General features: G+C 45.4%; 11 protein-coding genes. 7 read left to right on the forward strand and 4 right to left on the reverse strand.

From position 1 onward, the window contains the following. Nucleotides 1-141: 141 nt before the first annotated feature. Nucleotides 142-1,326 carry an ATP-binding protein gene (locus FD32_RS04980; RefSeq protein WP_047768313.1) on the reverse strand — a complete coding sequence of 395 codons (1,185 nt, stop codon included), beginning with the start codon at nucleotides 1,324-1,326 and terminating at the stop codon, nucleotides 142-144. Between the two features lie 405 nt (nucleotides 1,327-1,731). Between FD32_RS04980 and FD32_RS04985 the strand changes: the two genes are divergently transcribed. Together FD32_RS04985 and guaA are read left to right on the forward strand one after the other, a co-directional pair. Further along, nucleotides 1,732-2,268 carry a triose-phosphate isomerase gene (locus FD32_RS04985; RefSeq protein ID WP_047768312.1) on the forward strand — a complete coding sequence of 179 codons (537 nt, stop codon included), beginning with the start codon at nucleotides 1,732-1,734 and terminating at the stop codon, nucleotides 2,266-2,268. A gap of 309 nt (nucleotides 2,269-2,577) precedes the next feature. Next, nucleotides 2,578-4,131, forward strand: a complete 1,554-nt coding sequence (gene guaA, locus FD32_RS04990; protein ID WP_047768310.1) for a glutamine-hydrolyzing GMP synthase — start codon at nucleotides 2,578-2,580, stop codon at nucleotides 4,129-4,131. A 656-nt stretch (nucleotides 4,132-4,787) separates the two neighbouring features. Here guaA and FD32_RS04995 read toward each other — a convergent pair. Next, the gene (locus FD32_RS04995) at nucleotides 4,788-5,198 is read right to left on the reverse strand and encodes a hypothetical protein (RefSeq protein ID WP_053003025.1); all 411 of its coding nucleotides are present in this window, start codon (nucleotides 5,196-5,198) and stop codon (nucleotides 4,788-4,790) included. A 309-nt stretch (nucleotides 5,199-5,507) separates the two neighbouring features. On the opposite strand from FD32_RS04995, the gene FD32_RS05000 reads away from it, so the two are divergent. Genes FD32_RS05000 through FD32_RS05015 form a run of 4 tightly spaced genes read left to right on the forward strand, consistent with a single transcriptional unit; the run spans nucleotide 5,508 to nucleotide 8,437 of the window. Continuing rightward, nucleotides 5,508-6,110: a membrane protein gene (locus FD32_RS05000; protein WP_047768308.1), complete on the forward strand. Its 603-nt coding sequence runs from the start codon at nucleotides 5,508-5,510 to the stop codon at nucleotides 6,108-6,110. A gap of 2 nt (nucleotides 6,111-6,112) precedes the next feature. Further along, complete coding sequence (locus FD32_RS05005) at nucleotides 6,113-6,868, forward strand: energy-coupling factor transporter transmembrane component T (protein ID WP_047768306.1); 756 nt, start codon at nucleotides 6,113-6,115, stop codon at nucleotides 6,866-6,868. Beyond that, the gene (locus FD32_RS05010; RefSeq protein ID WP_047768303.1) at nucleotides 6,847-7,689 is read left to right on the forward strand and encodes an energy-coupling factor ABC transporter ATP-binding protein; all 843 of its coding nucleotides are present in this window, start codon (nucleotides 6,847-6,849) and stop codon (nucleotides 7,687-7,689) included. The genes FD32_RS05005 and FD32_RS05010 overlap by 22 nt, the downstream gene beginning before the upstream one ends. After that, nucleotides 7,670-8,437, forward strand: coding sequence for an energy-coupling factor ABC transporter ATP-binding protein (locus FD32_RS05015; RefSeq protein ID WP_047768301.1), 768 nt, complete (start codon nucleotides 7,670-7,672; stop codon nucleotides 8,435-8,437). The genes FD32_RS05010 and FD32_RS05015 overlap by 20 nt, the downstream gene beginning before the upstream one ends. A gap of 182 nt (nucleotides 8,438-8,619) precedes the next feature. On the opposite strand, the gene FD32_RS05020 is transcribed toward FD32_RS05015, so the two are convergent. Further along, nucleotides 8,620-9,186, reverse strand: a complete 567-nt coding sequence (locus tag FD32_RS05020; RefSeq protein WP_047768299.1) for a DUF4767 domain-containing protein — start codon at nucleotides 9,184-9,186, stop codon at nucleotides 8,620-8,622. A 68-nt stretch (nucleotides 9,187-9,254) separates the two neighbouring features. Beyond that, a complete protein-coding gene (locus tag FD32_RS05025) occupies nucleotides 9,255-10,001 on the reverse strand; it encodes a Fic/DOC family protein (RefSeq protein ID WP_053003023.1) in 747 nt (248 codons plus the stop codon). Between the two features lie 340 nt (nucleotides 10,002-10,341). Between FD32_RS05025 and FD32_RS05030 the strand changes: the two genes are divergently transcribed. After that, entirely contained in the window at nucleotides 10,342-11,880 is a 1,539-nt protein-coding gene (locus FD32_RS05030; protein WP_047768297.1) for a multicopper oxidase family protein, read from the forward strand. Nucleotides 11,881-12,189: the final 309 nt, after the last annotated feature.

Here is a 12,189-nt window from a genome sequence, read left to right on the forward strand (position 1 = left end):
ATCCGAAAATTTCATCTAACTCCATTAATTATTTGGGACTTATGTCACAGCCCCTTCTAGCTCTTGAGTGCTATACAGCAATTATGTGGTGGAGCGCTCTGATGATTTTCTTATCCTCATTTGTAGTTATTAGCCGCTTCACTATTCGTTAACAAGCCAGTCGAGGAGGGAAATTGCAGCAAACTCCTCGTCTTTCCCCCAGGCGTGGTCGCCGGGCTTGGCAATGATTAACGTCCGTTCTGCTGTGGCGGGAAGGTGACGTAAACCATTGATCGCCCTGTCGTATGCAGCTTGGTTGAGGAAGGAAAAGTTGAATTGAAAAAAGAGCCGCTTAGTACCGCGAGTGGCAATAAAGGTAACCGGATGGCGTCCCTTTTGACCACTATAAACCTGGAAACCACGCGCCGTTAATTCATTATAGACAAGCATCGTCAGATTAGTCGCTGATAATGCCCCCTGGTGGTTAGTAAGTAAACAACGGAAACCGGGGTCAACAGGAAAGTACTGGACGTTTGTTTTCTTGACGGTTCCAGTAGTCAAGTTTAATTCCGGGCAGGCGGTGAAGAGAAAACCTTCTTGGACGAATGCAAGGTATGATGCCAAGGTCTTATTGGAGACTTGAATGTTACGCTCTTGTAGCGCAGCAACCGCCTGTGAGACGTTGATGGGAACACCAGGGTGGTGAGCTAAAAAAGTAATCAGGTGTTTTAAAAGATTGGGGTTAACTAATCCGGGGTGTTGCATCAGTCCTTTAAGAATAATCGTATTCAAGACGTCTTCACTGTAGTTACGCACAGAAGCATCATCACGAATGTTTTGCACAAAGGGGAAACCGCCCCGGTTGAGGTAATGGTAAAGGGAGGTAAAATCCGCTGGCTGGTGGTGGAAGTCAATGAACTCGTGAAACCTGAATGGGCGGACGGCAATTAATTGGGAAGGAAAATGTTGAGCTAACTTACAGATTTGGTGGTCAGAACCCGTAATATATAAGTCAACATTGGTAAGCTTAACCAGCTGTCGGACAAGCTGCTGGTAATTAGGCAAGCTTTCCAATTCATCAAGGAAAAGGTAATTTACTTGTTCTTTGATAAGGCTTTTTTTGATCTTGTTTACTATTGTGGTGATGTTAAGGGCAAAAAAGTTTAAATCTTGTTCAAAATCGATAGTCTTAATTTGTCGACAAGAAATACCATCCTGCTTGAGCCAGGCTTGGTATTGGTTGATTAAAGTTGATTTCCCACTTCGCCGAATACCAAAAATAATTTTTATGGTAGAATCACATTTGCTTTTTCTTAATTGGTCTAGTTGAAAAGAACGCGCGAACATTCACTCATCTCCGGTAAAATTCTGGTACACAGTTGATTTTACCAAAAGTTGTTAACCTATTCAAATTTGGAAATAATTCCAAATATATCAGTGGTTATAGCTATTTAAAGAGCCACAAAATAGTAAAAATAAGTAAAAAGAATTTTTAACAGGCCAACGTTGCTAACGGTTGCACAAAATAAAATTGGTCTATCTGCATTGACAAACAAATTAATACCAATTAAGAAGGTAGTTACAAGAATCAATTAGCAGCAATTATACAAGGAGAAGTCAGAATGAAAACTTTTACCACCACGGTTGCGATGTAGTACCACCGTTGACGAGTAGTGATATTGCAACTCGTCAAAAAACTTAGCGTTATGAACTGATAAGGTGTTGCAAAAGAGTGGAGTGGAGGCAATTTACATGCTGAAGGAGCAAAGCATTGCACCTGATTTTATAGTACCGAAGTTGGTTGACCTTGTTGTCCAAACAAGCGTTACTGGTCGGAAGATAAGGATTGCTAATTGCTGCTGGATTCCGTTACTCACTATGCCGATAGAACAGGCTCACGAGCAATTGCACAAAATGTTGAGGGACCTTGTGAAACCAGTCTTGGTAATTGACGAGGGAAACTTACGATTAAGTGCAGTGGACTTTGCGAGCTTCCTGCGGCGTCATTTGATGACTGTGTTAGCCAGGATCAGTGCTGATCAGCTGCATCGAATGGTGATTGTTTACCAGCCGCGCTGGGCTGCGGAATATCGCCTGCCTGCTGATACGCAGCGAATTCGTATCGCCCACCGACAAATTCGGGATGTACTTGCGACCGTTTATGAACTTGCCATCGCTACCCAGGTAGCAATCTTTTATGGTGGCTTCCTCTTTAAAGATGAATTATCAAATGTTATGAATGATGACAACGTTAATGGTGTCGTGGTGGGAAATGGAAAGCAAGTATAATGTCACTTCTTTAGAAAGGAGGGGTAGTATGTTAAAAATAAATGAGGAATTGGCAACCCTTGATGAACAGGCTGTTAAAGAAGAATTGGCGCTACTGACTGCCGCTTTAGACAGGTAAAAAGGTTTAATGAATACAATAATTATTCCATCCATTCACGGACGGTGACCTAAGAGTTACTTGATTTTGGGCCCCGTCCGTTTATATTTTGCCGAAAAAGGAAACAATTAATTGTTATCGTCAGTTGACCGTCCGCCTTTTAGCCTGTAAACTTAGGGAAAAGAGCAAATTTTAACGAAGGAAGTGGCAATGTGGCAAACGTCAATTTAGATGCATTCGACAAGATTATCGTCCTTGACTTTGGGAGCCAGTACAACCAACTGATTACCCGCCGTTTGCGTGATTTTGGGGTTTATTCGGAACTCCTTTCGCACAAGATTACGGCAGACGAGATTAAGAAGATTAAGCCGAAGGGGATTATTTTCTCGGGGGGACCAAACAGTGTCTATGATGATGGCGCCTTTAAGGTTGACCCCGCAATCTTTAAGCTGGGTATCCCAATCTTAGGGATTTGTTACGGGATGCAGTTGATGACCTATGAGTTTGGCGGCAAGGTCGAAAAGGCGGATAATTCTGAATACGGTCGGGCGGATATCAAGGTTCTAGATAAAAACGCCCCGCTATTCAAGGGCTTGCCAGAAAAGCAATATGTCTGGATGAGTCATGGAGACCTTGTTACCGAGGTTCCGGCTGGTTTCAAGGTTACGGCAACCAGCAAGAACTGCCCAATTTCTGCGATTGCTGATGATGAGCGGAAATTCTATGGGATTCAGTTCCACGCGGAAGTCCGCAATTCTGAATACGGTTTGGACATCCTGCGTCGCTTTGCCTTTGACGTTTGCGGTGCTAAAGATAACTGGACGATGGATGACTTCATTGACCTCCAAGTGGACCACATTCGTAAAGAAGTTGGTGACAAGAAGGTTATCTTGGGCCTATCCGGTGGGGTAGATTCCAGTGTTACCGCTGTTTTGATTCACAAGGCAATTGGTGACCAACTGACTTGTATCTTTGTTGACCACGGTTTGTTGCGGAAGAACGAAGCCGACCAAGTGATGAATGCCTTGAATCGCGACCTTGGTGTTAACATCGTTAAGGTTAATGCCGCGGACCGCTTCCTTGGTAAGCTAAAGGGTGTTACCGATCCCGAAAAGAAGCGGAAGATCATCGGTAAGGAATTCATTGAAGTCTTCAATGAAGAAGCCAAGAAGATTCCGGACGCTGACTTCCTTGCTCAAGGGACCTTGTACACCGACGTGATTGAGTCGGGGACTGATACGGCACAGACGATTAAGTCCCACCATAATGTTGGCGGCCTGCCGAAAAAGCTTGGCTTTAAGCTGATTGAGCCGTTGCGGAAGCTTTTCAAGGATGAAACCCGGGAGCTAGGTGAAAAGCTGGGTATTCCGCACGAATTAGTATGGCGGCAACCATTCCCTGGCCCGGGCCTCGGTATCCGGGTAATTGGCGAAATCACACCGGAAAAGCTGGAAATTGTCCGGGAAAGTGATGCTATTCTTCGGGAAGAAATCAAGAAGGCTGGGCTAGATGAAAAGATTTGGCAATACTTTACTGTTTTGCCAGGAATTCGTTCGGTCGGTGTAATGGGCGATGGCCGCACTTATGACTACGCGGTTGCTATCCGGGCAGTCACTTCCATCGACGGGATGACGGCAGACTTTGCCAAGATTCCGTGGGACGTCCTCCAGAAGATTTCGGTTCGGATTGTAAACGAAGTTGATCACGTTAACCGGATTCTTTACGATGTCACGAGTAAGCCGCCTTCGACAATTGAATACGAATAGAATTGTAATGTTACTTAGAGTTGGAAGCGCGATATATCGGCATTTTGGCAGTCTTAAAACTAGACTAACTCACTTAAGACTACATGTTTGTTTGCCATGAAAAACTCTATAATTAAGTCTAATAGCCAGTTATAACGACAAAAGTGCCGCTATAACTGGCTATTTTACGTAAAAAAACGTTACTGACTTCTCAACTTTTTCTTACGTGGCTGTCCGCTGTGTTGCTTTGGATCACGACAGATTACCGTAGTTCAATAGTATTAAGCGTTTTAGCAATTTTGGCGTGTGAAAATACTAGAAATATAGTGAAACTTGTTATTAAATCAAAATGCTCAGCTATTTAACATCTATCTAATTAAGAATATTTATGCACTTCGAGTCGAGTTTAGTATTTTTAATAATTTATTGATGGTGAATAGAGGTGTAATGTCACTTAGAGGTGGAAGAGCAAGATAACGGTATTTTGGCAGTCTTAAAACTAGACTAACTCATTAAAAATAACCTCTGTTTATCTTCCATAAAATATTTAACAATTGAGTAATGGTCAGTTACAACGTCGATGTTAGTCGTTATATTAGAGCCTATTATCTATTTTTGATCCATTCCTTAATAATTTGTTTAAGCAATAGTTGAATATGGTCACGGTCACTTTTGAGTTAGGTACCATAGACTTCTATTTGATTATACGGATCGACAATTTTAACAGCTTTTCGATTATCAGCATCAAAACGCTTCGTGGTGGCTTTAATTACCTGAGTCAAGTTGGAGAAGAAGAATGGAAAACTGGAGTAACGGCTGGTCTGACCCATCGCTTCGAAATCCTCCTGGTAGAGAAAGCTGGCGTCCGGAATATTATCTTCCACCGGATGCTGCCAGGTCCCCGCAATCTTTTGATAAGTTGGTTCACTGCCCACAATCACTGCCGCAAAACCAGCAATATCCTGGCCATTAATAAAGACATCGCCATGACCGGCTTTGAAAATATCAGTTTCTGCCGGATATTTTTCTCGCCACTGGGAGCCTCCAGTGGCCTTTAGCTGAACCTTGGCATCCTTAATATTTACCATTATCCGCGGTATGTCCGCCCCCCTGTGCTTGTCGTGTGTACGTTTGCATTTCTACCCCTCCTTTCTTGATTTACTCTTATCTTATAAAAATTACTGTTAGCTTTTCACTCTTTCACTCATTTAATAATGAAACTATTCACCGCTTCTCGTTTATCTATCCAAGAAAGCAACTTTACTTTTCTAATAATTTAACCTTTCCTTCTTGCATCAAAATACAAATTGTCTATACTGTTAGGTGAATAAAAGTCAATCATACTTTTATTTTTTAAGACAATTAAAGTATTTTTTACCTAAAAGGAGAAATTATTAATGCAGAATAAATCAACATCGCATCATCCGTTATGGAAAATCACCCTATCGCCGGCAACCATTACATTAATTCCGGTGGCGGTTGGTATCAACTATGTAGCCAAGGCCTTTGCTGAAGGCTTGAAGCTCCCTGTTTGGCTTGGTTCTCTCGGTACCTTTCTCGCTAGCATGCTTGGGGGTCCCTTGGCTGGTGCCATCAGCGGTTTCACAAACAACATTATCTACAGTCTGACCCTTTCACCGATGTCTGGAGTTTATTCGATTACCAGCATTGCCATCGGCCTCACCGTCGGCCTCCTTTTCGCCCGGGGCTGGTTTAAGACAAAGAAGTGCATCTTACTCGCTGCCCTGGTAATTGCCGTTATTTCAGCAGTGATTTCAACCCCGCTAAATATCATCTTTTACGGCGGCCAAACGGGGATTGTCTGGGGTGATACTGTCTTTGCACTCCTTGTTGGCCATCACTTCCCGGTATGGGTAGCTTCTTTTCTGGACGAGTTCATGCTGGACATCTTAGATAAAATTGTGGTTGCCTACCTGGCGGCCTTCATTTACCATCAACTTCCCCAACGGTTAATCAGTTTCTTTAAGAAGGTTCGTTAAAAATGACAACTCTGACCTGGTTTCAACGCTTTGACCCCGTCACCAAATTATTACTGATTCTTTGCCTGGGACTCGCAAGCTTTGTCATTCCGACCTTGACAATCAACTGGCTACTTGTTTTTATTCTGTTTCTCTTAGCCATCTCGATTGGCAAGCTAAGTAGTCTAGTGAAGATCCTCAGCTTTAGTCTCTTTTTTATTGCAACGATGATCATAGTTCAGGGGCTAGTCAACCCAGGTAACCATACCCTGCTCTGGCGGATAGAGATTTTGAACTTTTACAAAGAAGGTGTCAATTATGCGCTCCTTCTTGGGAGCCGGCTATTGACAATCGTCCTTACCACCTTTTTCTTTATTGCGACGACTTCGGTAACAGAGAATGCCCGTTATTTGGAAAGCCAAGGGATTGCTTTTAAGAAAGTCTACATGTTCATTTCGGTCTGTTACATTCTCCCCCAAATGATGGCTAACTTGCACCAGATCAAGTTGGCCCAGCGTGCCCGGGGCATTGGCCAGCAAAAATCTTGGCTTTATCGTTTTAAAATGCTTTTCCCCATCTTAGTTCCTTTGGTCGTTAAAACGCTTGACCAAGCCATGACGAGAGCAATCGCACTTCAGCTACGTGAATACGATAATCCCCAGCGCCAGCCGCAGCCATTAATACATCATTACCTGCTCGCCAGGTTTAATCACTATCTCTTAAGTATCCTCATTATTATGCTAGGAGGAATGAAGGTTTGGCTTTTAATTCAAAAATAGTATTTTCCCACGTCAGTGTCTCTTATCCTGCTGCTAGTCAGCCCGCGCTCAAGGATTTCTCTATCCGCCTAACAAACAAACACATTATCGGAATCATCGGTAATAGTCGTGCTGGCAAGACAACTCTCTGTCACCTTCTCGCAGGTACCCTTCCTAAAATGGTTGATGGCGAGGTTAGCGGGCACTATCAGATTAACCAGTGGTCGCCACAGCAAGACTGGGGGGTCTATAACCACCAAACAGGCGTCGTCCTGCAAGATGCCAGCAGTCAACTAACTAGCTTTACCGAGACGGTTGCCGATGAACTAGCCTTTAACCTTATCAACCGTGGAATTCAGTCACAACAAATCAAGAAAAAAGTCCGTCGCGTTGCTCAATTATTCGGTCTTACAAACCAACTGACGCTATCACCAGCGGCTCTTTCCGGAGGACAAAAGCAGCGTTTAGCAATTGCCAGTGTCATTGTTACCGATCCGGCAATTTTAATCATGGATGATCCCACCAGTCAGATGGATCCCCGCGGGCGACAAATCTTCTTTCACTGGTTACAGCAAACAACGGCCCTCGTTTTTATCACGAGTTATGAGGTTGACGCTTTGGCGGAGGTTGCGGACGAACTTTGGCTCATGGATAAAGGACAACTTGTCGATCATGGCACCCCTTTTGCCGTGTTTAATCGCTTCACTAGCCCCCGAATCAAGCATCCGGTCTGCTGGCAACTAGCTAAAAAAATGGGGTGGGTGCTCCCGACGGATGGTCAGTCCTACCCCGTCAATTATCAACAACTAGAGGAGGCTTTTCATGCAGCTCAAGATTCATAATCTCCGTTTCTCATACCCGCAGCAACAATTCACGGTCAAAGCTGATCACCTAGATCTGCAGCCGGGATTGACCGCCATGATTGGTGAAAACGGGGCGGGCAAGTCAACCCTGTTTAAATTGCTCGGTGGCCTTGTTACCACTCACCAGGGAAAAATTACGGTTGACCAGCAGCCGTTGAAAGACTTCCTCAAAACCGAACGGGCACGCAAAATTGGCCTGGCGTTTCAAGATCCGGACGACCAATTTTTTAATAGTTCCGTTAAAAAAGAGGTTGAGTGGGAACTGCGCCAGTTAAAGGTTCCCGCAAAGAAGCAGTCAGAAACCGTTACGGCTGTTCTTAAAGAAACCAACCTTTCCCAACAGGCCCAGCAGAATCCCTATGATCTTTCATTATCGGATCGTAAATTGCTGAGTATTGCAACCGTTCTGGCTCCCAATCCGCAGATTGCCCTATTTGATGAACCAATGATTGCCCTGGACTGGCCAAGCCAGCAATTAGTCAGCCACATATTCACTAAATTGGCAAAACGGGGCCACACTATTTTAGTAATCAGTCATAACCTTGACTGGGTCGCGCAAAACGTTCCCCAGGTTATTGTGATGGGACGGGGAAAGGTTATCTTCGCCGGAAAGACCCGCGATTTTCTTCACCAACCGACCCTTGTTAAAAAAAGTAATCTGCTACTTCCCAAGGTTACCCGCCTGACAATGGCATTGGGCATCAATCCTCCACAATACCGCTTGTGACTAATAAGCTGAAGCTGAAAGAACATTGAAGAGTACCTCTAGGTGGTGTGTTTACCGCGAAAACGATCAATTGATATAAATTCGAGCGCACCTAAAACAAAAGGGGCTGGCGAGAAAATATAGCTTCTTGGCCCTTCCTAATTAGTCAACCAGAAGCACTAGCTGGTGAGTTACCAGTAGTCTTAAAATGAGCTGGAACCGCCCGCGGCGATCTTGGCGAAGTTACCAGAAACATCAGTGTTTTTAGTTGGTGTCCAATCGGGAGTTCCGTTCGTACTTTGGTCGACGGGGGCAACCGGCTCGCCGTCGTGAAATGCGAAGGCATAGGTAATATTCGTTGCCGCGTTGCCCGGCCGGTCGTAATTGTAAATGGCGACGACGTTATATGCGTACGGGCCCTTTCCTGACGGTGCCCAGCCGATTGAATCATTCGTGCCATTAACGGTCGTTTGGCCAAATTCACTTGGGTACTCCATCCCTGACTTTGTCCTGATGTTTCCGTGACCACTGTATTTCTCGTATTGCCGGTTCATGGTCGGTACCCAGTCATCCATAAACTGGGCCAGCTTTTGATCCTTACTGCTATTCCACGGTGTTGACGACTGGTTGTTGTTAACCGTGGCGGATGAACTGGTGCTAGAACTATCGGCTTCGTTGTGCTTAGCTGACGAACTATTTGTGCAACCGGATAGGATCAGGCCTGCCACCAGAACCACCGCCAGGGTATGTGTTAAACGATGTTTTTTCATTTTTCTCCCCCAAAACAAAAGTAACTTTTTCTTCTTCATTAAATTATAAATACCGTTATTTTGCAAACCTATTCCAGGATGGCTAATACCTCCGCGCTACTTGGCCGCCAGCCCTCATAAAGGTTAAACAGCACGCTATCTCTGGCAGTGCGGTATGCGAGCTGGTCCTTAAACTGGTGCTGGCAGATGGTAAGCTTCTGATCGTCAAACGGTGGCTCAGCACTTGGCCGCGTAACCGGCTGATTGATGGGGACCAGTTGTACTTGTTCCGCCATCTTTTTATAGTTAGCAGCATTCATTGCCACAATGAGTTGTTTTTGGTGGCGGGGGAAATACAGGTACTGGTGATGCTGTCTAGCCAGTAGTTGCAAGAAAGTCTTGGTTGCCCGGCCATTTCCTTCACGGAAGGGGTGCAGGGTGTTGATGTTGTCAAGCAACTCCACATATCTTTCGATTGATGGCTGTTTTTCACCAATCACTGGCTGAAGCAGGTCATGTTCAATATATTGCCATGCCAGGGGGATGGTTGCCGCTGGCTGGGCGTAGAAGTCCATACCATCCGTCCGCTTATGAAGGTCGTAGTCTGTACGTACCTGTCCCGCCCAGGTATAAATAGTGCCCAGCAGTCTTTTATGAACCGTACACAAGTCATCAAGATTAGTTATTCGTGGCGCTTGTGTCAGTATTAGTTGAATTTGTTGACAGACCGTTTGAAACTCCTTGGCGGCTAATCGTTGAGCATCATGAACTTTTAACTTGTTTTTCAGGCAGCCATTGGGGTAACAAAAGCGGCGGAAGAATTGGTCATTATTCATTGGAGTGTACCTTCCTTCACTTTAGATATGAGAAGATTCCTTGACTGATGACACTATTAAAGACCCTTATGGACTTTTCTGTCCACTTTAAAACCTTTATTGATAATATTTTACCTCTGCTTTATTGACCAGTTTACCTAATGTTTCCGCAGCTATCTAATATGGCGGGTAGGAAGGAACAACTCAGATCCGGACCGTGTGGTGTCTTCTTACACTTTAAACAAGAAACCACACATCGGTAGTTGACCTGACGGCTCGTGACTCATTACAATAAACGTGACGAAGGCGGTACAGGGGACCTCTCCGGTACCGCCTTTATTCATTTGAAGGAGGAATCGTAATGGCAGAAGAAAAAGTTATCAATAACTACTTCTATGATGAAGCAGCTTACGATTATCACGACGCAGGGTACGTTCCGCTGAAAGAACCGCAGACGCCCCAGCAGCCTTTAAATATTCCTGGACTCTTGAAACCGGATAAGGAAACGGCCACGGATATGTATTACACCATCGTGGCCCAGACGGGTGAGGTACAGCTCATTCCCGGGAAGAAAACGCAGACCTGGGGCTACAATGGTCCCCTGTTGGGCAAGACGGTGGTCTTTAAACGGGGCAAGACGATTCACGTCCACCTGGTCAACCACTTGCCCGAGGTCACAACCTTCCACTGGCACGGGCTTGCTATTCCGGGACCCATCGAGGATGGTGGCTGCCATGCCCCCGTCTATCCTGGTAAGAGTCGGGACGTCACCTTCAAAATTAACCAGCCAGCCGCCTTTGTTTGGCTTCACGCCCACCCGTGTCCATCAACGGCAGAACAGGTTTGGCATGGTCTGGCTGGCGGTGCCATCGTCCAGGACGACCATGAGGCCAGTTTGCCATTGCCACGGAACTACGGGGTTGACGACATTCCAATTATCCTGCAAGACCGTCGCTTTCATAAGGACAACCAGTGGGATTACCGGGCCGACTACGATCCAGATGGCGTTGCGGGCCCAACGCCGATGATTAACGGGACAATTAATCCGTACTTTGACGTCACTACCCAAAAGGTCCGGCTTCGTTTCCTCGATGGGGCCAACCGGCGAGAATTTCGATTGCACTTCAGCGATGATTTGGAATTCGCTCAGATTGCCGGTGACCTAAGTCTTCTGCCGCACCCAGTCAAAATGACCAAGCTGCTGATCACCTGTGCTGAACGACAGGAAATCATCGTTGACTTTGGTAAGTATAAGCCGGGCGATGTGGTCACCCTGTACTCTGACGATGTCCCGCTGGTCCACTTCCGGATTCATGAATTTAAGCCGGACCACACCACGCTTCCGCAACAGCTCTTTGAAACGCCGGACCCAGCGGTTGATCCCAATCTGCCTGTTCACCACGTTACCCTAGATGGGATGGATGAATCCGTAGCGATAAACGGTAAGAAGTTCAAGATGGACCGGATTGACTACAAGATGCCACTGCATAAGGTCCAGATTTGGGACATTGAGAACACCAATCCAGCTCCCGGCATGATTCACCCCTACCACATGCACGGGACGGCTTTTGAAGTGATTTCTCGTGATGGGCATGCTCCCTACCCGAATGAGCGCGGGTTGAAGGATACCGTTGCGGTTAACCCAGGTGAGCATGTTCGAATCAAAGTCTGGTTCAACGTGGCAGGGGTCTTCATGTACCATTGCCATATCATTGAACACGAAGATGGCGGGATGATGGCCCAATTGCAAGTTGTTGATCCAGCCGACCCGAACAAGAAATACCATTTGATGAACCACATGACGCTGATGAAGGCCTTTGCCGAGGAGCGGCACGTACCGATGGACCAGCTTTGGCTCGGTGGGATGGATTCCTATAAGAAGATGGGAATGGAGATGTAGCTTGCTGTGGCCCAAAAAATAAGAGTTAAAAATATTTGAATTGAAGCTGGCTAGTAGGAAAATAATCTTCATATTTGCCAAAGCAGATCCGCTTAGTCAGTAAATCCTAGATGAAAAAGCAATCCCTTATAGGAAGCAGGATTTTCTTCAAGGTGAGCTCGGCGGCCGGCGATTTGCCATTCAGAATATAAAGGCAGATTGCAAGAAATAACTTGAACGAATTTAGTGACGTAGATTAAGCAGGAAGACCTCGATTGGTGTATGCCAATTAAGACATTTAAGTGGCCGGGAATTCAAATACCAATTAAT

Origin of the sequence: Limosilactobacillus panis DSM 6035, assembly GCF_001435935.1 — a bacterium.
In the GTDB taxonomy this organism is placed as follows: Bacteria; Bacillota; Bacilli; order Lactobacillales; family Lactobacillaceae; genus Limosilactobacillus; species Limosilactobacillus panis.

Excerpts from the sequence above, each read along its gene's own strand:
- FD32_RS05000 (WP_047768308.1), top strand. The coding sequence starts at position 5,508 with ATGCAGAATAAATCAACATCGCATCATCCGTTATGGAAAATCACCCTA.
- FD32_RS05015 (WP_047768301.1), top strand. The coding sequence starts at position 7,670 with ATGCAGCTCAAGATTCATAATCTCCGTTTCTCATACCCGCAGCAACAA.
- FD32_RS04995 (WP_053003025.1), bottom strand. The coding sequence starts at position 5,198 with ATGGTAAATATTAAGGATGCCAAGGTTCAGCTAAAGGCCACTGGAGGC.
- FD32_RS05005 (WP_047768306.1), top strand. The coding sequence starts at position 6,113 with ATGACAACTCTGACCTGGTTTCAACGCTTTGACCCCGTCACCAAATTA.
- FD32_RS05030 (WP_047768297.1), top strand. The coding sequence starts at position 10,342 with ATGGCAGAAGAAAAAGTTATCAATAACTACTTCTATGATGAAGCAGCT.
- FD32_RS05020 (WP_047768299.1), bottom strand. The coding sequence starts at position 9,186 with ATGAAAAAACATCGTTTAACACATACCCTGGCGGTGGTTCTGGTGGCA.
- FD32_RS04985 (WP_047768312.1), top strand. The coding sequence starts at position 1,732 with ATGCTGAAGGAGCAAAGCATTGCACCTGATTTTATAGTACCGAAGTTG.
- FD32_RS04980 (WP_047768313.1), bottom strand. The coding sequence starts at position 1,326 with ATGTTCGCGCGTTCTTTTCAACTAGACCAATTAAGAAAAAGCAAATGT.
- FD32_RS05025 (WP_053003023.1), bottom strand. The coding sequence starts at position 10,001 with ATGAATAATGACCAATTCTTCCGCCGCTTTTGTTACCCCAATGGCTGC.